Consider the following 22,875-nt stretch of genomic DNA (forward strand, 5'->3'; position numbering starts at 1 on the left):
AATATACCCAATTTGAAGTATGATGGAATTCGAAAAGGAGCACGACAAAGTGGAGGGAAGTATGACGCTAAGTAAATGGCATGCATACAGCCGTTTAATGCGTATTGATAGACCCATTGGTTCACTGTTGCTATTGTGGCCGACGTATTGGGCATTATGGATTGCGGCTCAAGGTACGCCAAGTTTACATCTTTTAATCGTCTTTACTGCTGGTGTATTTTTTATGCGTGCCGCTGGCTGCGTCATTAATGACTTTGCTGATCGCCATTTTGATGGCCACGTAGAGCGGACTAAACATCGCCCTCTCCCGAGTGGTGATGTGACTGAAAAAGAAGCAAAAATATTGTTTGCAAGCCTTGTTGGTCTTTCTTTCCTGCTGGTTTTAACACTCAATTCAATGACGATTTGGTTGTCAGTTGCCGGTTTGGCTCTGGCATGGGTTTATCCTTTCGTTAAGAGAGTCAGTAACTTACCTCAAGTGGTATTAGGGGCGGCTTTTGGTTGGTCAATCCCAATGTCTTTCTCTGCTGTTGGTGAAACGTTGCCTGCTGTTTGTTGGTTACTGTTTTTAGTGAATATTATCTGGTCTGTGATCTACGATACTCAGTACGCGATGGTAGACCGTGATGATGATTTAAAAATTGGTGTGAAATCAACCGCGATTTTATTCGGGCAATATGACAAACTGATTATTGGCGCACTACAATTCCTGATGGTTGCCTTATTATTGGTAATAGGCTCACTGGCAGGCTTAGGAACCCTTTATTATATTTCATTAGTGTTAGTTGCGGGGTTATTTATCTATCAGCAGCAATTAATGGCTAATCGTGAACGTGCGCCTTGCTTTAAAGCTTTTATGAATAATAACTTTGTTGGTTTAATTTTGTTTATTGGTATTTTTATCAGTTATTTTTGAATTACATCCATTGAGCCAAAGTAAAAAGGTCATGTTATTTCTAACATGACCTTTTTGTTTTATTAACCTGAGAAAACGTGATTAGCTTTTCTTTTGCTCCAGAGATTGCGTGCTTTCACTTGGCTTTTTTTCCGAAAACTCATCGTCCTGGCTAACACTTTCAATGGTCAAGCGGATCTCCGGTGACATCAAACGGGCCAGAACGGCATACAGTTTCTGTGCATTGGTAACAAAAATATCATTTTCATTATTGTCAATGTAGCCTTCTTCTCTGAGGGTATCGACTAACGTCGAGAATACCGCTTTATCAAAGAACTCAGGTGCATTAATACCATGCAAAACAGAAAGGCGCTGCGCAAGGATACGACTTTGTTTTTCCAGTGTACTACGGCTGATTTCTGGGCTCGCATTGAGTAATGACAATGTGATTGCATAACGTTGCAAAGTTTCACGTACACCAGCAGCTAAAAGCTGTAATGGACGAATACGGCGAGGGTTTAACACCACAATATCGTCTTCTTTTAAGCAAATTAACTTTTGGTTATTCAGTTCATCGATCAGCGTATCTACCGCTTCATGTAGCTCATCACTGTTATAACGCATAAACAGTTCTGCTTTTAAGAATGGGTAAATTTGACCGACTTGATAGTGAATATCTTGGCGACTAATGCGCTCATGGTGTAGCACAATGCTAGTTATGAGTGATGGTAATACCAATAAATGATGGATATTGTTACGATAATAGGTCATTAAGACGGCATTTTCGCGAGGAAGAATAATAATATCCCCCATACTGTCTTTTTCGACTTCGAATTTATCCATTTGCAAAGCATGTTCTAACAATTGCTCGGCTGTTTTATTTGGGGTTGTTGCATCTGCGGTGTATGGCACGTTGCGTAATAATTGCAGGTAACATTCGACTTGTTCAACCAGTTGCTCACGAGTGAGCGAGCGTTGACGAGATGCCAGCAATGCGGTTGCACAGAGGTTAATCGCATTGGCTGCGGCTGCATTATTAATATTAACCATAATGTTATCGGCTAACGAACTGACCGTTGGGTTTAACCAGGTTGGCCTTTGTGGTTCGATAGGGTCGATAGAGTCGCGCCAATCAGGTACGCGCTGATTGAGGTAATGAGGTAAAGAAATAGGTTGACCGAAGTTAACATACCCTTGACCTAAGTTGCGTAATTTACGTAACCCGCGAACCATGGAGAAAAAGCCTTCTTTCTCTTTTTCTGCACCACGAAGTTCTTTGGCGTAAGTTCCCACTTCCATGACATGTTCATACCCAATATAGATAGGAACAATGGTAATAGGGCGTGAGTCACCGCGCAACATCGCTTGTAACGTCATTGAAAGGGTGCCCGTCTTCGGTTGTAATAAACGTCCGGTACGTGAGCGCCCACCTTCCACAAAGTATTCGATGGAGTAACCACGTGCAAACAGTTCACTTAAATATTCGCGGAAAACAGTCGAATACAGTTTGTTTCCTTTAAACGTTCTGCGAATAAAAAAGGCCCCTAAGCGACGGAAAATTGGCCCTGCTGGCCAGAAATTAAGATTGATCCCCGCTGCGATATGAGGCGGTACTAGCCCTTGATGGTATAGCACATATGAGAGCAGTAAGTAGTCCATATGGCTGCGGTGAGAGGGAACATAAACGATTTCATGGCCGTCTTGTGCGAGTTGGCGAACCCGTTCAGCGTGCTGAACATTGATACCTTGATAAAGGCGGTTCCAAGTCCAACTAAGAACTCTATCGGTTAAACGAACTGCCTCATAAGAGAAATTGGCCGCAATTTCTTCCATCATCCCAACGGCATTTTGCTGAGCTTTTTTAAGTGGGATTTTTTTACTGCGCGCTTCGTCTTCAACGGCTTTTTCAATCGCTTTTGACGTTAATAGCTTATTAAACAGCTCATAACGGGCGGGTAGTTTTGGCCCAACTGCAGCTAAGCGTTGGCGCGAATAGTGAATACGCGCGACACGAGCGAGTTTGTTGGCAATGATGGTATCTGTACCGTGGTCTTGCGCCATTTTCCCAATTGAGACAATCGGAGATAAACGCACGAAGCTGTCACGCCCTAACCATAAAACGGCAAAGAATTTTTGGATACCGTTTAACAGCTTCAGTGGCGGTGCTGGAGTATGGCCTTCACGCCCAGGTGAACGCCCAAACATCACGGATGCAGGTAGCATTTGAATATCTAGATTTGGATTGTTTTTGTGCAAATCTAAATAAGCATGGAATGTTTTTACTGAATCTTTACGTGGATTCGGTGAATAATAGCGAAAAACACGTGGACCATCATCGATAAAAACGTAAGCCGGAAGCTTCGTTCCATTGATATCATTGTCGACTAGCGGGTCTGGCAGACCGATAGCTAAGCATTGATGCCGTAGCGTGAGGAGGTCAGACTTCGAATGATAAGGTAATACGTACAGAGTTGGCCTGTTGACATCAAGCTGCAACTCAGTGACGGGATCCGAAGGAATTAGTTTACTTTTTACCAATAATTTAAGTGGCAAATTCAACGTGTTGTAATATATTTTACGCCATAGTGACATAAATGATTATAGCCTCTTGTTAACAATGCTGCGCAATCATACCAGAAATACCTGGTTAGATCTGTTACTGACAATTCACTTTGACCGTAAAAATCGATTATTGTTTGTATTTTTTAAGGAATAAATATGGCGAGTCAAGTTAAGGGCTTCACGCGAGTGATTAAAGCTGCGGGGTATTCCCTTAAAGGTTTGAAGGCAGCTTGGGTTAATGAGGCCGCATTTAGGCAGGAATCCGTTGCGGCAATTATCGCAATTTTTATCGCATTTTATTTAGATATCAGTTACATAGATAGAATCCTGTTAGTAAGCTCAGTTGTGCTGGTGGCAATAGTCGAATTATTGAATAGCGCGGTAGAGGCTGTGGTTGATCGTATTGGTAGTGAATATCATGAGCTTTCAGGGAGAGCTAAAGATATTGGTTCTGCTGCGGTATTTGTGAGTATCGGTTTAGCTTTGTTCATTTGGGCGCTGGTATTATGGCAACGCTATTTCACTGGTTAAGGTGTTTGGTTACTTCATCGGGAAAAAGAGAGTAAATCGATAACAAATGCTTAAATTGAGCGATTTAACTGTTCCAAATCTTCATTTACCTGTATATACTCACAGCTTGACTGTATAAACAAACAGGGGAACGGAATGAAAGCACTGACGGCTCGACAACAGCAGGTTTACGATCTGGTGCGAGATCACATTTCGCAGACAGGTATGCCACCTACACGTGCTGAGATAGCAGCAAGCCTTGGTTTTCGTTCGCCTAATGCGGCAGAAGAACATTTAAAGGCCTTAGCACGCAAAGGGGTTATTGAAATTGTTTCAGGCGCATCCCGAGGTATTCGTCTGCTTCTTGAAGAAGAAACCGAAGATCAGGGGTTACCTCTGATTGGGCGTGTTGCCGCTGGCGAACCATTATTAGCGCAGGAACATATTGAGAGCCACTATCAAGTTGACCCTGAGCTGTTTAAACCACATGCAGATTTTTTATTGCGTGTGAACGGGATGTCCATGAAAGATATTGGTATTATGGATGGCGATTTATTAGCTGTGCATAAAACGCAAAATGTACACAACGGGCAAGTGGTTGTCGCTCGTATCGAAGATGAAGTTACGGTTAAACGTTTTAAGCAACAGGGTAACCGCGTTGAGTTAATAGCAGAAAACCCAGAATTCGAACCTATTGTTGTTGATTTACGCCAGCAAAACTTCACTATTGAAGGTTTAGCTGTTGGGGTTATCCGTAACAGTGATTGGTATTAATTTCCGTGAGTAGCCAAGCGTCATGGTAGGTTACACTCAGGAATGACTACGGCAGGCAGATTTCATTACTTTATTTTGAGGTCTGCCTGTTTTATTTCCTGTCTTATATTTTTTCTCTTCTCTCTGTATTCATCAAACTCTTTAGCAATACAGCAATTTATTTCTTTTTTGCTGTTATAGGTTGTTCGTGGTTATGATGACAATGCTCGTGATCTTGGCAGCTATTCACTTCGTCACAACTCTTACACAAGCCATGGTTTTCCACCACGGTATGTCTTAAGCGGAATTGGTGTTCGTCGGCTAAATTAATAATGGCAGCTTCTATTGTTGTACAGTCACTTTCCGTTACGCTTCCACAATGGTCGCAAATCAACATAACAGAAATATGGCTTGGGTTATCAAAATGATGGCAGACGACATAGCTGTTTGTTGATTCAATTTTATGGATAAAACCTTGCTCCATTAAAAACTCAAGGCCACGATAAACCGTAGGGGGTTTAGCTTGAGGTTCAATTTCACGTAGCAGGTCGAGTAAATCATAAGCGCTGATTGCACCATGTTGCTGTGCTATCAGGCGCAATACCGTTTCTCTTTGTGGTGTCAATCTGACGCCTCTTGACTGGCAAATATGTTCAGCCATCGCAAGAACTTTTTTTTCACTCATCTTTTCCATTTTACTGACCCACCCGTTGAAAAATGCAAATGTTTACTGTTCACAAGTTTATCACAGTTTCTTGAACTATAGAGAATCAAGAAATGAAAGCATTGCCATCAAAAAATTTTAACCTTGCTAAGTATTTTTTTGATTAATAAAGAAAGCAAATGAGGGTAATGAAAAATATAAAAAAGGATATTTAAAATTAAATAGGGAAATAGAAACAAATATTAAACAAATACATGATAAAAGCGTAACGCATTGCGAACAATTAATTGAAATATTATGTTTCAATTTGATGTAATTTCAATTAAGACTTATCTTAACCTTAATTTTTAATATTCTTTTTGTTGCTATTTTTCCTGTCTTTTTAGATGCTTGCTGTGATTTTTTCGTAACATTTAGTTTTAAATTCCGTTTTTGTATTTATTTATAGATTTAAATTTCGATATAAAACTATCTGTAATTTGACGTATTTTGAGATATTTGTAAGTGAGGAATGAGGTTTTTATATAAGTTTTTCTAAGTAATATATTTGAAATGTATATTTTGATGCTATTTTAATTTTATATTTTTCGCCTTATAGCTTTGATGTTATTTTATTCTGCATTAACTCTAATTATGTGTTCGTTTTGACAATAAATATCGAATATGTAGAATTGATATCAGAAAGTATCGGAAGGCATGTGTAAAAAGTCATTTTCTATTTCTATATCAATTTTGGCAAATTACCCCTTATGGGAATAATTAATATTGAATAGAAAATAAAGAATTAAAAATTTTAGGTATTTTAAAAATTATAGATGAAAAGGATCTTATTTATATATTCACCTCTAATCTGAATGAAATTAATGATGTTGGATGACGGAAAAATTTCACTGTTAAGTAATCAAAAAAATAAAATTGACTCCTTATCAATAAAAATCAGAAAAGAGGTAGCTACTTCCTACTCATTTAAAGGAAATGTTTATGAAACTGAATAAATTAGCGTTAACTCTGGCTTTAGGTTTAGGTGTTGGTATTTCTGGTGTTGCAGTGGCTGAAGATCCAGTAACTCCACCAACAGTTGAAAGTTCACAAGGTGAAGTTCGCTTCACTGGTTTTATTAATGATGTTCCATGTTCAATTGATGCAAACAACTTAAAACAATTAGTTGAGTTTGGTGAAATTGCATTACATGAACTGACATCTAACCAATACCGTTCAGATAACAGAGATTTCGATATCGTATTGAAGAACTGTTCAACTGAAACGTATAAAAACGCCAAAATCACCTTTACTGGCCCAACTATTTCCGGTTTCCAAGGTTTTACCGGTGATCTACTTGGCTTAGGTGGAAAAGTTAAAAATGCCGGTATTGTAATCACTAATGGTGCTGACAAAGTTGTTGAATTTGGTAAAGCATTCCCAGGTACTGGTGATGGATATGCATTAAATGCGGGTGATGGTAAAGAAACGACACTGCACTTCTCTGCGTATGTTAAAGGTAATGAAGCAGCGGACGCGAAAGCAACAACAGGTAGTTTTAACACTGTTGCTAACTTCAAAATTATTTACCAATAAGTTCAAGCTTAGTTAAGTAAAAACATGTGGCGTATTAATGACGCCATATGTTTCTACCTTCTTTTTTCATTTTTAGTCTGATAGGCGGCATAGTTGAATGAAAAGCATGAAACTCAATTTAATTACAAAATTAATGCTTTTAATATTAACGCCGATGGTTGCATTTTCTGAAGAGGCAGTTGATTTTAATACTGATTTTTTAGAAGCAGACAGCACTGAAAATGTCGATTTTAGTAAGTTTTCTCATGCCAATTATATTCCACCTGGAAATTATTCTTTAGCTATTTCGGTAAATAAAGTCAAAATCTCCATGGAGCAATCCATTATATTCTTTACACCTAATTATGATGAGAAAATATCATTAGCTTGTATTACACCTGAATTATATGAGCAACTCGGATTAAAACCTGAATGGAGTAATAAAGTAACTTGGTTACTTGATGGAAAATGTTTAGATATTCGGTCTGTACCAGAAATGCGGACTCAAGGTGATCTTGCAAAAAATATTGTCGAAATTAGCATCCCTCAAGCTTATATGGAATATGAAGACCCGAATTGGGATCCTCCGTCACGTTGGGATGATGGCATTCTAGGTGCATTTATCGACTACAATGCGACAGGTCGGGTGGTTAAAAAAGAAACGGGTGACAAAGGAACAGATTCAGGTATCACAGCGACAGGAACAATGGGAACAAATATTGGCGCTTGGCGTTTTAGAGGTGATTGGCAAACGCAAAAAGGCCAATTAAATAAAGGCGGCCAATCATGGTCATGGAACCAATTATATGCGTATCGAGCCATACGTTCCTTAAATTCAAGGTTAACATTTGGTGAACAATACCTGTCTTCAACGCTGTTTGACAGTATTCGTTATATTGGTGCTAGTTTAGAAACCAATGAATCTATGTTACCACCGCGTTTGCAAGGCTATGCACCTGAAATTGCGGGGGTTGCCAAAACTAATGCGACCGTCATTGTGAAGCAGGATGATCGTATTATTTATCAAAAAGATGTAAGTCCTGGGCCATTTCGTATTCAGGATGTGAACTCTTTTGGTGGTGGTACGTTAGATGTTTCTATTCAAGAACAAGATGGTAGTGTGACTCACTATAAGGTAGAAACATCTCGTTTAGGGACTTTGACTCGGCCCGGTCAGCTTATTTACCAGTTTGTCGTTGGTAAACCGACTAAAAATGAACATGATACTCAAGGTCCTGCATTTAGTTTGGGGTCCTTATCATGGGGTGTAACTAACAATACAACTATTTACGGTGGTGTTCTTGGTTCATCAGAATATCAAAATATTGCGATTGGTTTAGGGCGTGATTTAGCACCATTTGGCGTATTGTCAGGGAACTTAAGTATCTCTCGTGCTGAAATGGGTAGAACCGAAAATAACCAAACCTTGACGGGTAATTCATATAACGTCACTTATTCTAAACAATTTGATGATATTAACAGCCAAATTACATTCGCAGGCTATCGTTTTTCTGAAAAAAATTATATGAGCATGAGCCAATTTATTGACCGTCGCTATAATGAAAGTACGGTTGATAGTGGTAAAGAGCTTTATACTATTATATTTGGTACTGCATTCCCTGAATATAATACTAATATGTATTTAAATTACTCACATCAAACTTATTGGAATAGGTCATCATCGGATCAATATAATCTAACAGTTTCTAATTATTTTGATTTGGGGAAAATAAAAAATTTAAGTCTTAGCTTAACAGCTTACAAAACAAAATCAGATCAAAATGATGATGACGGAGTTTATCTGAATTTAAATGTACCGTTGGATAATAATCAAGCGAGTATTAGTTACTCGGGGTCTTATTCAAGAAATACAAGCAGCCATAACGTTAACTATTATGACCGTATAAATGAACGTAGTACTTATTCTATTTCAGCGGGTACATGGGATAAAGACAAGGTCACAACATCTGGTATGTATAACTACGATGGTGATACCGCACAACTTAATTTGAGTGGAACTTATATTCAAGATAATCAATCTACTCTTTCGATGCAGTTGAAAGGGGGACTGACCATGACCCAAGAAGGTGGTGCTTTACACCGTAATACTTCAATCAATGGTGGGTCAAGGATACTGTTGGATACGAATGGCGTAGCTGATATTCCTGTGCAAACAGGGGTAACACCAATACGCACGAATCGATACGGTAAAGCCGTTATTACCAGTGTTATGGATTATAACCGCAATAATATTCGAATAGATTTAAATAGTGTGCCAGATAATGCAGAAGCAGTTCAATCGACACAGCACGCGACATTAACGGAAGGGGCTATTGGATACCGGAAGTTTAATGTCATTCAAGGTGAAAAAATATTGGGAACAATTCATCTTGCAAATAATAGTTATCCACCATTTGGTGCATCCGTTAAAAATGAAAAGAGTGTTGAAGTTGGTATCGTTTCAGATAATGGATTTATTTACTTAGCGGGTATTAACCCATCAGATGTTCTTGAAGTGACTTGGGGAAATAATTCATCTTGTCAAATTCAATTACCTGAAAAAATAGAAAGTGGCATGGAAAATACAATGTTATTACCATGCAAATAATTATAAATATGTTTTAACGTCAACGGTGAAAATATGAAACTTATAAATAAAGTTCAAATTGTAACAGCGATAAGTCTTTCTTTATTAGCACAATCGGCTTATTCAGCGATTGCACTAGATAGAACGCGAATTATTTATAATGAACAAGACAAAACAGTCGGTATGGGACTGACTAACGAACATTTAACTAGCCCGTATTTAGCTCAGGCATGGATAGAAAATGACAAAGATGAAAAAGTAAATTCACCTTTTATTGTGACACCTCCTGTGCATCGTATTGAAGCTAATTCTAAAAGCCAAATTAAAATACAGGCAATCCCTGCAGTAGCGCAGTTACCTAAAGATAGGGAAAGTGTTTACTACTTAAATGTGAGAGAGATCCCACCACGTAGTGAGAAAGTGAATGTATTGCAAATTGCGTTACAGACAAAAATTAAGCTTTTTTACCGCCCAGCAGCAATTGCAATTAAAGATAGAATGGAAGTGATCCCTCAAGAAAATGAGATAAAAATTCTTAAGCAGGGGGCGAGTTATATTGTGAAAAATCCATCACCTTACTTTTTATCTATTACGAAACTGAAAAAAGGTAATACTGAAGTTCAAAATTTTGAACCTGTAATGGTTGCGCCTTTTAGTGAGGCGGGTTTAGGCAAAGTTGCTGGGGATTTAGGTTCATCTCCAACTTTGGTTTATCTCAATGACTTCGGCGGAACAATGGATTTGAAATTTAGCTGTCAGTCAGCTGAATGCTCAGTGCTGCCAAGAAAATAAGGTTTGACGCCATGATGTCTATTAAAACATTAACAAAGGTATTTGTGTTCTTGCTCACTTTACAGATATCGAGTGTATTTGGTTTTTCTGGATTCCTATACATTGATATTAAAGGAGAAGTACTATCAAAGCCTTGTTCAATTAATAATGGGCAAACAATAGAAATTGATTTTGGCGATGTATTAACAACACGTGTTCAAGATGAGGTTTATAAAGCACCTATTGATTACACTGTGATGTGTAAAGATGGTGTTCAACCTAAATTGAACATTTTTATTGAGGGAATATCAGCAAGTTTTGATCAGCGCCTATTAAAAACGGATATTGATAACCTTGCGGTATTATTTAAAGCAGACACCAGCGATTTCCCACTGAAAAAGAAAAGGGCTTTTAACTTTGCAAATCCATTGAAATTGTATGCTGTATTAGTGAAAAAAAACGGTACAGATTTACCCGCAAAAAGTTTTACGGCAAATGCAACGTTGAAAGTCGAGTATCAATAAGGGGCTGAGATATGAAGATTGCTAATAATATAATTGGGTTAGTGTTACTCAGTGCCATCTTATCTTTTACATCAGCCGCGAAGGACTATGAAACAAAAATTAGTATTAAAGGTAATTTGATTACACCGCCACCTTGTCATATTGATGATGGTAAAGATATTGAAGTTGATTTTGGTAATGTATCAATAAAATCAATCCAAGGTAATGACCAAAAAAGGCAAGTTAATTACCAGATCCAATGTGGTGAAAATAAAAATAACTGGTCTATGTATCTGATGTTAGATGGAATAAAAAGTGATTTTGATATAAATGGGTTAAATACTGGCATTAATAATCTTGCAGTAAAATTCCAGCTTTCGGATACCGAATTGGAATTAGGTAAGAAATACCTCATTAATCCTAGTTCTCCTGGTGTACTTTGGGCCGTATTAGTCAGAAATGGTAATAACGAACTAAAGACTGGTGATTTTATTGCTAATGGCACTATGGTTGTGGAGTATCAATAATGAAAAAAACGACCTCACTATTAATCGGGATATTGTTTGCTTCGATAAGTACGGCATTTTTAAGTAGCAATGTTGTCTTTGCAGCTAAAAATAATGTCAAAGTGAAAGGGACACTGGTGAATTCACCTTGTGTTGTTTTGCCGGAAAATAAAATGATGGAAGTCGATTTTGGCGATATTCGGTTATTAGATATTTACGACCCGACTTATCAATTGCCTCGCAGAGAGTTAACGTTGGTATTATCTAATTGCGACTTAACTATTGCGAAAAAAATGAAAGTGAAGTTTACCGGAGCGGAACATAGGCAAATGTCAGGATATTTGGCATTAACAGATACGGAACACAACCCTGGATTAGGGATTGGCATTGAGCTAGCTAGCGGTGAAGAAATTAAAGTGAATAAGTTTTCTTCGCTAGTACCAATTATTCAGGCTGGGAAAAATGAACTGAAATTTAATACTTTTCTCAAGGCAACCCCTGAAGCAATCAATAATAAACAAATTAAAACAGGGCGGATTGCCGCAATAGCCACTTTCTTATTTGAGTACGAGTAATTTCATTCTCAGAACCTTATCTGGTGCTGATATCAAAACGTTAAAATGAATATAAAGAGATCTGAAATGGGAAAACGAATTCAACAATTATTATTAGCCATACCATTTTTGTTCTTTGGTTTGGGAAGTTACGGTTCGACATATTTTTCTTATGTGGAAGAAGTTGAATCATTATCTAAGTATGAAAATATTTACCATTTTGTAATGGAATACTGGAAGGAAAGTTCCCCTTATGAAGGTAACCCATGTCAATCGGTACTTGGTTCTACTGGTGCTAAAAGGTGTTATTTTACGATTAACCACTTACATTCAGGGAAAGAGGCCGGTGGTATCGCTTCTCGTGCAGATTGGTCGTGTGATGTGAATTTTGCAACTTATACGACAATGGCGGCAATTATCAGAGATGCTAATGCGATTTGTGGTCTTTCTTTTCCGAGAACAGGGAAGAGCCAACATAGTGGGGCAATTACGACGGATGAATGTGTAGGGATATTTTTAGCTACATCAAAAGGGAGTCAAGGTAAAATATTACCAGGAGGGATTTGCGGAATAGCACCTCCTCCAGCAGGAAAATGCTATTTTACTTCTCCGACGGGTAATGCGAATACTCTTGAATTAGATCACGGCCCTTTAAATGCGGATGAGTTAAACGGCGATGTTGAAACTGGGCTATTTTATATCCAATGTAACCAGGATATGAGTGTGAAAGTTTCATCCAATTTGCAGCAAGATAATGTTTATTTACGTTCGAATGGTGAGTTGCAATCTCATGTTACCTTAAATAACCAGTCAGCAGCAAAAGGGTTGGTTCAGTCAGTCAGAGCGAATCAAGTTTGGCCAGTACGTGTAGAGTCAACATTAAAAACAAATGGTACTGTTGCGCCAGGAAAATTTAGTGGTCGTATTACTCTTGTTTTAACTATTCCATGATTTAGACAGATATTTAGATTCGTCATTTCCCATGTTGACGGTTTTGCCTACTTAAACGTAATTGTTGGTAGGCTTTTTTTTTTATTGAACTTGGCAAGTAAAAGCGGAATAGGATTCATCTTTGATGATATAAATATTGTCTTCCATTTTAGTAATGTTGACATAATATTTTATTTTATCTTTTTCTAATTGAATAAAGTTAGAAAATAATTTCTCTGGGATATTATCTGAGTTGGTTACTGATGATGACGTAAACGTGACAGCATAGTTACCTTTATGGTCAACATTTTGATAATCAAAGTAAAGAGCTCTATCTAAACGGTAAATTTGGCTATTATCTTTTAAATAACCATACATATTCATTCGTCCTTGCTGACCAGGGGAAAGTTGGACATTAACTTTTGATTTTAAACTTAAGCCATCTTGGGTATTATTATCTTTAATCCATAATATTTCGGAGTGGCAAATTTGGATATCATGACTGCTTTTCTTGATCATGAGTGATGCAGTTGATGCTGTTGCAATTAAAAATAACGAAGCAAAAATATATTTTTTCATTTAAATCCTCTGATCATTGATTGAGATACAATCAAATTTTTTATTGATTTCTTTGCAAATACTAATAGATATGTTTTTGTCGATAGAGTAGGACTTATTTAAGTCTGATAAAAGAATAATTCTCTTTGGTTCATTACATGGTATGTTGTATTTATTCAGTTTTTTATTTACGATAGCAATATTATCGCTGGAAATATTACCGACCATATCAATCGGCATTTGTATGACACAGTTTTCATTTGTGCTTACAGTAAGATAATTATTGGCTGGATCTGTTTTATCCATTGGGTGTTGAGTAAATAAATAGATTAAATAACATATTGCAAGCGTTGAAATAACTAGGAGTAATATTTTTAAAGGTTTTTTAGCACTTTTTTTTATTATTTCATCCTTACCGTATTGAAGAGGTAAGGTTTCATTAATATCCATTGTTTGTGTATGGTTATTTTCTATGTTATCAATAGCGGTTAATGGTTTATCAATAGTAGTGATGAGCGAAGTTTGAGTCGCTAATGGGTTATCAATTGGTTGAGGGGAATATTCTGGGTTTTCAATATAATCATATTTATCATTGAGATAAATAGTATTTTCCGTGACATTTTTATTATCAGTCTCTACATTTTCATGTATGAATATATGATTATCGAGACGAAAGCCTTTTTTAGGTACAGTAACGATCGACTTAGGGTCGATACCAACTTGTTCAAGTTTTTTTCTTATCTCACTAATATAAGTATTTAAATTATTATTAGAGCCAACCAGCCCATATTCTTCCCATACACTTGTTAAGAGCTCATCACGCGTTGCAATTCCTTTTTTTAAATTTAATAGAATGATTTGATTTAATAATCTTGCCGCAGGCTTAGATAATTCAATATTTTGATTTCGATCATCTTTTAGGTATATTAAACTTGTTTTCTGTTCGAAAATATATTTTTCATCAATAGTATAATCATGTGTTTCGATCATAAATACTGTTTGCTCTCTCTAATTAAAATGATTAATAGAAAATTTAAATTAAGGGAGTTAATTTTAGATAAAGTATATGGTTTTAACTTTTATTATTATACTTATAGTCTAAATACGGAATCAATTAACCGCAAGTATTGTGAGGTGAGCTTTTTTGTAATGAATTAGCAAATTTATTGAATTGACAGTCTATTTGTTACTTAAAACTGTATAATGTTATATTTTAAGATATAAAATTTAGGTGTTAATCATATTTGTAGTTAAAAAGATAGAATAATCCATATAAATCAACCGATATAGGAATGTATTTTTTATGGGAAATATCCTAGGTATTTTTACTTAATCATTTCAATGTTAACTAATTTAAGACTCTATAATAAATATTAGGCAAAGAACTTAATTCTCTGCCTAATATATTAATGATTAATATTTGTATTCAATACCTAACCAATAGTTACGGCCTTCTTCAATATAGCCATTAGTATATTCATATGATTTATCGAATAAGTTGTTCACTGAGGTGTTAACAGAAATACCTTGGCCAAAATCATAATCTAAGCGCAGGTCAGTTTTAGCATAGCCGCGAACTTTGCTTTCGGCATCAACATAGTTAAACGCCCAGCTTCTGGCTTCTTCGGTAATGGTGATGCTAAATGGGGCGTATGGCGTGAATTTCACCCAAGCAAAGGCTTTGTGGGTAGGTAACTCGGCAACGTGTTTTACACTGTAGTGTTTAGGATCAGCGTGAATATAGCCGTAGCTTAAACCGGCTTCCATCCAATCCGTAATTTGACCTGTAGTACCGAAATCAATACCAAAGTAATCGACTTTCCCGCTATTACGATTTTCGAGTATATAGCCACCATTCTGATTCGTACCAACACGATGCGCCATTATGGCATCAGAGACATGGTTATAATAGAGACTTGAAGTATATGACCAAGTGGGTGAGATATGTCCCTTGTAAGTCAAATCATAGGTAAGTGCACGTTCTGTATCGATATGTGGATTAATGACGAAAGTATCGTCACTTTTCATTTTTTCTTTGGTATAACGCTCTTTTTGTGTTGGGAAACGACTTCTCTCTGATATCGAGAATTGTACTGTATCTTCATTTTCTAAGTGGTAGCGAGCCATTACTTCCCAGTTGAAGGCATGCTGGCTGTTACCATCGTATTTCTCAAAATCTCCTGATTTATAGTCATAGCGTTTGCCGTCCGCACTCTTGCGCCAGTCATAGCCAATGCCTCCGATAATATCGAGATTGTTCATAGCAACCCACTGGTACTCGGTAGCGATTGAATAGGTATTGTCTTTATAGCGGTCGAATGGAATATCTCTTTTTGACCGAGCTCTGTGTACATCTTCTTTCCAGTGGGCAGCAAATGACAGCATATCTAATTCACGCACGGTGAAGTCAACACGCATATCAGCCCCGTTGCTGTAGTCGTCATAACGGCTGTAGTTATAGATACCGTCTTTATAGTCTTTAACAGACCTATATTGATGGAGTGTATTCTTAAATGTGTCGTGGTACAGGCGGCTCTGTAAGGCGATATCATTGGTTATTTGGGTTGTGCCATTGAAGTAAAAACTTTCTTTGTCATAAGCAGGCCATTGCCATATTTGAGGCTTGGTATTTGTCACACTCGGGGGGCTATTTTTATCTCCATCTTGTTTGAGATAGGTAATGACATATTCGTCGGCTTCACGAGGTGTCCATCCCACTTTCACCATCATGCGCTTGTCGTCAGTAGCTGAATTTGGGCGACGGCCATTATTTCCTGCTAATGGATTGTTATTTTCAGACCCCGGTATTCCCATAAAACGTTGTTTATATTGGCTGCCACTCACTTGGATAAAGCCTAGATCATTGCGTCCACCTAGGCGGGCACTGATATTGTGCGCATTATCAGCACCTCGGGTAAAGCCTTGGTTCAAGTTGATATTAGCTTCAAAGGGTTTTTTAGGGGTAGCGGTGGTTAGGTTTATTGCTCCGCCCATTAGGTTCGGGCCTTGTAATAGAGAGGTATAGCCGGTGGATAGCTCAACACTGGCCAGCTCGCTAGTCATAAAGCGACCTAGGTCAAGGGTGCCATCATAAGGGACATAAGTAGGTATACCATCAAAGAAAATAGGCACTTGGCGGCTGTCAAAGCCACGTACATTGACTTGGGTTTCATTGCGGTTACCTGACTTTTGAATGGAAACACCTGGCATTGTGCTCAGCGCCTGTGCGACGTTAGTTTTATTCAACTGTTTCATTTGATTTTCTGTGATGATGTTTGCATCAGCCGCAAGCGGGGTACTCCAAACGGACATCACATCGGTATTTTTTTCGGTGTTAGGTGAGGCGGCGTATCCTTGTGCTGTGAATAAAGCCATCCCGACTAAATAGGTAATTTGTTTTATTTTCATTATCTCTTTCCAGTTTCATAAATAGCGATATATTATTTTTTATATAACGATTTGCGTCATTAGCCATAAGTGGATGCAGCCTACGGGGTAGGCTGTTTTTGCAAACGGTCTCTTTGACGCTAACTTCTTTGGTTACTGCTTAAAAATCTTCACTTTGATATCTCGTGGTGCTGCGTAGTAAGGGGCTGATGTAACTAATAATGGCACCCCGGTTTGTGCGAATGTTTCTATTGTTTTTAAATTAATTCCACCTGCAATGGATAGTCGACAAGGGCGACTTTGTTGCTTGGCGAGTTCTTGTAGTCGCTGAATTTGTTCGATGGGCAATTTATCCAGCTGAATAATATCGGCTTGAGCATTGATTGCGAGAATGGCTTGCTCGTAGTCATCAGCCTCAACAATAATCATTTTTTCAGGGGCGGCTTGGCGTAGTGTTTTAATATGACCTGCCCAATCATCTGGTCTTTCAAGACATTGGCGATGATTGGTGAACAGTAAGACACTTTCAGCACTACCTGCACGATGAATAATAGCGCCCCCAGCCAAAATCGCAGTTAAGGCAAGGGGCTTTGTCTGTGGAATGGTTTTTCGGGTGCAAGCAAGCTGCCCATCTGGTTGATATTGACGCAAAATACTGACCATTTGCTGGGTGTAGTGACTTACACCTCCACACCATTCAAGCACGTTTTGCACTGCTTTCCAGCCTTGATGTAAGGCTTCAATAGGCCCAGTCGCACGAATTAAAACACTTTGCGGTTCAACCTGTTGGCCATCTTGAAAGTGACAGTCACAAATGAGACCGAGTTTTTCTAACATACGCTTGGCGATAATCATCCCACTGATGCAGCCGCCAAATTTGGAGGTAAAGGTCATCACACCCAGTTGGGATTGAAGGCCGAGTGCCCGTGTGGTGAGGTCACCATATTGGATGTCATCTAGCAGCAGTTGGTCGATCAATGCATCGGGTACGTAAATCATAATGTCAGTTCCGATTCATCGACTACATCCCAAGATACCATCGCCCAATCTCTAGATGGATAAGGGATTGTTTTGCCTAGAGCGGTTTGTTCATCATAATATTGACGTAGGATCGCGGTTTCTTCTGGCGTGATATTTTTAAGGGACCAATTGACACTTTCAGCGAAAGCTTCAAAGTTATCAAATCCACCTTTATTGGGGGTTTTAATGAAATCTACGCGCGCATTAATCCCCAGTTGATGCAAGATATTCACTGCATAAATGTAGGTGGGTAAACGAATAACTTCACGACCAATGGTACGAATAATATTCTCATCGATAAACGTTGGATTAATGGTATGGGTGGTATAAACCCGCAGCTTGGTTTGGCGATTGAGCTTGAGCAATGCGGCTTTTAAATCATCAACCAGCGTTGAACGCGATGCCACTGAAATATCCACTAAAGGCAGGGCATCCCAACTATCTTCCCATGCGAGTTGTGCAAAGCGTGCATGTGGGATAGCGAGCTCTTTAGCTCGTAGTTCAGCCATTTCGAGCATGCCACGGCTATAATCAATTCCAATCACATCTTTAAATTCATTTGCGAGGCGAAGGCTTATGGAACCGGGGCCGCAACCGACATCAAGTAAGGTTTCAGCACTAGTTAAATCCATGAGTTCACGAAACCGTACTAAGTATGGGTCATGGGGATTAGCACAGTTTTGTGCCATTTGTTGTGCTTTTTTATCCCAATGCTCTGGCTCTTTGCGGCTACGTTGTGTCTGTTGCATGTGTTGTTGGTACATTTTTGAAAAATCGATTTGATTAATTAACATGATCCCTGACCTTAATAAGAAAACGTTGATGGAAGCTGGAAGTGAGCTTGAATGCTGCGCTCATCCACATTGTAAAGTGCTGCCAAGTTAGTAAGTGTTAACATACTATTTGATAACCCTTGCCTCGCTTTGTTGCGCTTATCAAGCAAAATGACGTTGTCAGCGATAGCTGCGGCATGCTGTGGATGATGGGTTGACATCAATATTGTCATGCCATGGGATTTAAGCTTTTCGATTTGTTCAAGTAAGCGAATTTGGTTACCAAAATCAAGGCTAGCGGCAGGCTCATCCATAATTAGAAGTAATGGTTTTTGTATTAAGGCTCTTGCTATCAATACTAATTGTTTTTCTCCGCCACTGAGTGTGCTGTATAGACGGGGTGCTAAGTGTGCAATGCCCAGATGCTTTAGTTGTTGATATGCTAAGTTTTTTTCGGCCTCTTTAGGAACTGAAAATATTGAAATATGGGGTGTTAAACCCATCATCACCATATCAAGTACAGTAAAAGTAAAGGGGGTATCATGGGCTTGGGGAACATAGGCGACAGTTTTGGCTATTTCGCGGGGTCTAAGGGCTTGAATGCTTTGCCCATTGAGTCGGATTTCACCTTTAATGGCGGGTAATAGCCCCAGTAACGTTTTCATTAAGGTGGTTTTACCGCAGCCATTTGCGCCTAACAAGCAGCTAATCTCCCCCTTCGGTAATGAAAGGTTAATACCATCAATGATAGCAGTGCCATGATAACCAATTGCGACCTTTTTCAAAGACAGAATGTTCATTTCACCCGCCTTGCCTGTAATAAAATAGCCAAAAAGAAGGGGGCGCCAATTGCGGAGGTTAAAATGCCTATGGGTAATTCAATCGCAGCAATAGTCCGTGCTAAGGTGTCAGTAACTAGCAATAAGATGGCACCAATGGCCAGTGATGCCGGGAGTTGATAGCGAAAGTTAGCACCCACTATCATTCTAGTGATGTGTGGAACAATTAACCCAATCCAACCAATAATTCCTGCGATCGACACCGCGCTTGCTGTCAGTAATGTGGCACAAATAATGAAAATAGTGCGGGTTAAACTGACATTGATCCCAAGGCTTTTGGCTTCTTCATCCGATAAACTGAGTAAATTCATACGCCAGCGCAATAATAATAGTGGAATGATGCCGATAATCATCAGCGGTAATACTGACACTAAATCTGCTTGGGTAATCGATGACAAGCCACCTAATAACCAAAAAGTGATGGAAGGCAACTGGGTGTAGGGGTCTGCGAGGATTTTCATTAAGGAGATGGCGGAACCACACAACGCACTGATAGCAACACCGACCAGAACCAAAGATAAAATAGGGTCATGTTGCCGCGCTAGGCGGGCAATAAAGCACACTATAGTCACAGTGATAAGCCCGCCAATAAATGCACTTAATTGAATATAAAACAAAGATTGGCCGAAGAAAATACCAATGACGGCTCCCACGCCAGCACCCGCGGAAACACCTAGAATATCAGGAGAAACCAGTGGGTTACGAAACATTCCTTGGTAAGCCGCCCCTGCAATCGCTAGCCCTCCACCAATAATAATAGCGGCTAATGTGCGTGGAAAACGTATTTGCCAAAAAACGGTTTCATGGCGTGGGTTACTCAATTCACTGTGAGATGATAATTGGCTGGCAAATAGGCGATAAAGCTCACTGAGTGTAAGTGAGTACTTACCACTTGTTAACGCGATAACAAAGCTAATTAGTAACATGATGACCAATAAAAGGAATTTCCCCTTTTTGTTCAAAACATTATTCATGATTTTTCCATGAGCAAATCAACTTGCTGCGCCGTTAATGATGAATGGTAGAAGCGAGTAAAAAACTCAGCAATATCCTGTTTAATATTCTTGGCAATGTTTTTATCAAAATGGCTTTGTAGCCGCCTCATCCCCAATAAGCGGTTAACGCCTGGAGGCCCATCTAACCAACCAAATGGCATACCACTAAATACAAGTAATTTGCGATTGGCAATAGCATCAAGCCCTTGCCATAATGCAGAACTTGTCATCAGTTCAATGGCTTCGTCATATTGCGTTATAATGATGTCAGGGTTCCATTGGTAGAGCTGCTCCATAGAAACCGTAGTAAGGCCATGAAAATTAGGGATATCCACCACATTGCGTAAGCCTAGCATTTCAATCGCTTCAGTATGAATTGAGCCTTTAGCGCCGGTTTCTAAACCTTTTGACCCTCTCGCAAGGTAAAAACTCAGTGATTTCTGTTGGTTTTGATGAGCAAATAAGGCAGCATCATCAATATAGCGTTGAGCAAGTTGGCTCAATGGTTGTGCTTGTGGTAAAACGCCTAAAATTTCACCCAATTGCATTAGTTGCTGTGGTGAGTCTTTTAGGCCACCTGCGATTAACAAATAAGGCACATGGGTTTGTTTGGCGACCTTTTCCGCTTGAGAGCGATAAGTTTCGTCAATGTTTCCAGTGTCAATAATTAAGTCGGGGTTATAGGACAGCAGCTGTTCAAGGGAAAGGGTACTTCCACGTCCCGCTAAACGGCCATAAACTGGTAATTCAAGCCATTGTGGTGCAAAAAGGCCCGTTTGCCCTTTTTTCAATGAAATAGAGGCGAAACCCACCATTTTTTCTGGCGCTAAGGCAAACATCAGTAAATCAGAAGGGGGCCCCGAGCTGATGACGCGATGAATATCCTTGGGGGTTGGGAGTTTACCGAATATCGCAGCTTCAACTTCTGGGCGAGTTTGTGTGAAGCTTGGTAAGCAGTAAAAAGCCGTGAGGATAGCACTGGATTTAAGAAAATGTCTACGATTGATCGCCATAGTCTAATTTCATCTACTCGTTATAATAATAATTATATAGCGCGAAAATTAGCGGAGTCATGATAGAGAGTCAACTATAAAAATCGCATTGTTCGGAAAATTCGACATTTATGTGATGTAAATCAGTAACAAAGATTGCTATCGATTAATAGATAGCAGAACATGTTTATCGTTAACGAATTGGATATCGCTTTGAACTTATGAAGAAAAAAAGACCTTCTCTACAGGATGTTGCCGACCAAGTTGGCGTCACGAAAATGACGGTGAGCCGTTTTTTACGAAACCCAGAGCAGGTTTCAGAGGCTTTGCGTGATAAAATTGCTCAGGCGGTGGAGGCTTCCGGGTATATCCCGAATAAAGCCCCTGATATTTTATCGAACGCAACCAGCCACGCCATCGGGGTGTTGCTTCCTTCATTAACCAACCAAGTCTTTGCCGAAGTGATCCGTGGAATTGAAGCGGTAACAGACCGTCATGGCTACCAGACAATGTTGGCTCACTATGGCTATCTACCCGAAAAAGAAGAAGAGCGGCTGACTTCGTTACTTTCTTATAATATTGATGGCGTGATTTTAGCTGAACGAACCCACACAGAACGCACACTACGCATGCTTAAAACTGCGGGGATCCCCGTGGTTGAGATTATGGATAGCATTTCTCCTTGCCTAGATATTGCGGTGGGTATCGATAACTTTGAAGCTTCTCGCCAAATGACTCAGGCGATGATTGATCGCGGCTGCCGTAAGGTTGTGTATTTAGGCGCAAGGCATGATGAACGTACTTTTATCCGCTTGAAAGGTTATGAGCAGGCCATGCTCGATGCCAATCTTGAACCACGAAATGTGATGACACAGGCTAGCTCATCGTATTCGTTAGGCGCTCAATTACTACACGATTGCCGTGCTAAGTACCCAGATACCGATGGTTTATTTTGTACCAATGATGACTTGGCAATAGGGGCTATTTTTGAGTGTCAGCGTTTGGGGATTCAGATCCCACAAGATCTCGCGATTTCGGGCTTCCACGGCCATGATGTTGGCCAAGTTATGACGCCAAAACTGGCGAGTATTTTGACACCAAGGGACCAAATGGGACGTAAGGCGGCAGAAGTCTTGTTGGCGAGAATGTCTGGTAAGAAGCTAACGGGGACGCATTTTGATGTGGGTTTTTCTGTCCTTACTGGCGAAAGTATCTAATTATTCCTCGTCATCCTTCGCGCTGTCGCGTTGTTGCCTGTACTCGCCAACCCTAGTCACATACTTATGTATGCTCCTAGGGCTTGACTCGCTTGGCGCCTAGCGACAACACGAATTATTTAGAGGAATGTTTTAAGACGAGCAATAAAGTTTAAATATATTTTTTTGTTTTTTGCTATTGCTGTTTGTTTTTTATTTGCGAGTTTTGCTTTGTTCTTCACCTGCCTCTTCTGAAGTCAGATTGAGAGTATCATCACAGATCTGTTCTCTTCTTCACCAATTTGATTGCCAAATAAATCCGCACT

21 protein-coding genes are annotated in these 22,875 nt (G+C 39.1%); 11 read left to right on the forward strand and 10 right to left on the reverse strand.

The window, feature by feature from the left end:
• Positions 1–61: 61 nt before the first annotated feature.
• Positions 62–916: a 4-hydroxybenzoate octaprenyltransferase gene (gene ubiA / locus M1E86_RS02065; protein WP_213914508.1), complete on the forward strand. Its 855-nt coding sequence runs from the start codon at positions 62–64 to the stop codon at positions 914–916.
• An 81-nt stretch (positions 917–997) separates the two neighbouring features.
• On the opposite strand, the gene plsB is transcribed toward ubiA, so the two are convergent.
• Complete coding sequence (gene plsB, locus M1E86_RS02070) at positions 998–3,487, reverse strand: glycerol-3-phosphate 1-O-acyltransferase PlsB (RefSeq protein WP_125894941.1); 2,490 nt, start codon at positions 3,485–3,487, stop codon at positions 998–1,000.
• A 126-nt stretch (positions 3,488–3,613) separates the two neighbouring features.
• On the opposite strand from plsB, the gene M1E86_RS02075 reads away from it, so the two are divergent.
• Together M1E86_RS02075 and lexA are read left to right on the forward strand one after the other, a co-directional pair.
• A complete protein-coding gene (locus M1E86_RS02075; protein WP_125894943.1) occupies positions 3,614–3,988 on the forward strand; it encodes a diacylglycerol kinase in 375 nt (124 codons plus the stop codon).
• Between the two features lie 135 nt (positions 3,989–4,123).
• The gene (lexA, locus tag M1E86_RS02080) at positions 4,124–4,741 is read left to right on the forward strand and encodes a transcriptional repressor LexA (RefSeq protein WP_004915217.1); all 618 of its coding nucleotides are present in this window, start codon (positions 4,124–4,126) and stop codon (positions 4,739–4,741) included.
• A gap of 157 nt (positions 4,742–4,898) precedes the next feature.
• Here lexA and zur read toward each other — a convergent pair whose 3' ends face one another.
• Entirely contained in the window at positions 4,899–5,414 is a 516-nt protein-coding gene (gene zur / locus M1E86_RS02085) for a zinc uptake transcriptional repressor Zur (RefSeq protein WP_125894945.1), read from the reverse strand.
• A 951-nt stretch (positions 5,415–6,365) separates the two neighbouring features.
• Between zur and M1E86_RS02090 the strand changes: the two genes are divergently transcribed.
• The 7 genes from M1E86_RS02090 (at position 6,366) to M1E86_RS02120 (ending at position 12,810) form a co-directional block, all read left to right on the forward strand.
• Complete coding sequence (locus M1E86_RS02090; RefSeq protein WP_125894947.1) at positions 6,366–6,959, forward strand: fimbrial protein; 594 nt, start codon at positions 6,366–6,368, stop codon at positions 6,957–6,959.
• 97 nt (positions 6,960–7,056) lie between these two features.
• A complete protein-coding gene (locus M1E86_RS02095; protein WP_213914507.1) occupies positions 7,057–9,546 on the forward strand; it encodes a fimbria/pilus outer membrane usher protein in 2,490 nt (829 codons plus the stop codon).
• A gap of 33 nt (positions 9,547–9,579) precedes the next feature.
• Entirely contained in the window at positions 9,580–10,317 is a 738-nt protein-coding gene (locus M1E86_RS02100) for a fimbria/pilus periplasmic chaperone (RefSeq protein ID WP_213914506.1), read from the forward strand.
• A gap of 11 nt (positions 10,318–10,328) precedes the next feature.
• Positions 10,329–10,820 (forward strand): fimbrial protein, encoded by a 492-nt coding sequence (locus M1E86_RS02105; protein ID WP_213914505.1) that lies wholly within the window; start codon positions 10,329–10,331, stop codon positions 10,818–10,820.
• An 11-nt stretch (positions 10,821–10,831) separates the two neighbouring features.
• Positions 10,832–11,326 carry a fimbrial protein gene (locus M1E86_RS02110; protein WP_125894954.1) on the forward strand — a complete coding sequence of 165 codons (495 nt, stop codon included), beginning with the start codon at positions 10,832–10,834 and terminating at the stop codon, positions 11,324–11,326.
• Positions 11,326–11,880 carry a fimbrial protein gene (locus tag M1E86_RS02115; protein ID WP_213914504.1) on the forward strand — a complete coding sequence of 185 codons (555 nt, stop codon included), beginning with the start codon at positions 11,326–11,328 and terminating at the stop codon, positions 11,878–11,880. The genes M1E86_RS02110 and M1E86_RS02115 overlap by 1 nt, the downstream gene beginning before the upstream one ends.
• A 66-nt stretch (positions 11,881–11,946) precedes the next feature.
• Positions 11,947–12,810, forward strand: a complete 864-nt coding sequence (locus M1E86_RS02120) for a hypothetical protein (RefSeq protein ID WP_125894956.1) — start codon at positions 11,947–11,949, stop codon at positions 12,808–12,810.
• 81 nt (positions 12,811–12,891) lie between these two features.
• On the opposite strand, the gene M1E86_RS02125 is transcribed toward M1E86_RS02120, so the two are convergent.
• The 8 genes from M1E86_RS02125 to M1E86_RS02160 all read right to left on the reverse strand — a co-directional run bounded on the left by M1E86_RS02125 (position 12,892) and on the right by M1E86_RS02160 (position 21,374).
• A complete protein-coding gene (locus M1E86_RS02125; RefSeq protein ID WP_213914503.1) occupies positions 12,892–13,368 on the reverse strand; it encodes a FidL-like protein in 477 nt (158 codons plus the stop codon).
• On the reverse strand, positions 13,369–14,337 hold the full coding sequence (locus tag M1E86_RS02130; protein ID WP_213914502.1) for a winged helix-turn-helix domain-containing protein: 969 nt from the start codon (positions 14,335–14,337) through the stop codon (positions 13,369–13,371).
• A gap of 423 nt (positions 14,338–14,760) precedes the next feature.
• On the reverse strand, positions 14,761–16,755 hold the full coding sequence (locus M1E86_RS02135) for a TonB-dependent receptor plug domain-containing protein (RefSeq protein WP_213914501.1): 1,995 nt from the start codon (positions 16,753–16,755) through the stop codon (positions 14,761–14,763).
• 132 nt (positions 16,756–16,887) lie between these two features.
• Positions 16,888–17,733 carry a ModD protein gene (gene modD / locus M1E86_RS02140; protein WP_248467487.1) on the reverse strand — a complete coding sequence of 282 codons (846 nt, stop codon included), beginning with the start codon at positions 17,731–17,733 and terminating at the stop codon, positions 16,888–16,890.
• A complete protein-coding gene (locus tag M1E86_RS02145; protein ID WP_333987855.1) occupies positions 17,730–18,548 on the reverse strand; it encodes a class I SAM-dependent methyltransferase in 819 nt (272 codons plus the stop codon). The genes modD and M1E86_RS02145 overlap by 4 nt, the downstream gene beginning before the upstream one ends.
• A gap of 11 nt (positions 18,549–18,559) precedes the next feature.
• A complete protein-coding gene (locus M1E86_RS02150; RefSeq protein ID WP_213914425.1) occupies positions 18,560–19,327 on the reverse strand; it encodes an ABC transporter ATP-binding protein in 768 nt (255 codons plus the stop codon).
• Positions 19,324–20,292 (reverse strand): FecCD family ABC transporter permease, encoded by a 969-nt coding sequence (locus M1E86_RS02155; protein WP_416367475.1) that lies wholly within the window; start codon positions 20,290–20,292, stop codon positions 19,324–19,326. Before M1E86_RS02155 ends, M1E86_RS02150 begins: the two co-directional genes overlap by 4 nt.
• A gap of 44 nt (positions 20,293–20,336) precedes the next feature.
• Positions 20,337–21,374 carry an ABC transporter substrate-binding protein gene (locus M1E86_RS02160; RefSeq protein ID WP_213914424.1) on the reverse strand — a complete coding sequence of 346 codons (1,038 nt, stop codon included), beginning with the start codon at positions 21,372–21,374 and terminating at the stop codon, positions 20,337–20,339.
• 200 nt (positions 21,375–21,574) lie between these two features.
• Here M1E86_RS02160 and gntR point away from each other — a divergent pair, with 200 nt between their 5' ends.
• On the forward strand, positions 21,575–22,570 hold the full coding sequence (gntR, locus tag M1E86_RS02165) for a gluconate operon transcriptional repressor GntR (RefSeq protein ID WP_213914423.1): 996 nt from the start codon (positions 21,575–21,577) through the stop codon (positions 22,568–22,570).
• Positions 22,571–22,875 lie beyond the last annotated feature (305 nt).

Source organism: Providencia sp. PROV200, assembly GCF_049901995.1.
GTDB lineage: Bacteria > Pseudomonadota > Gammaproteobacteria > Enterobacterales > Enterobacteriaceae > Providencia > Providencia rettgeri_E.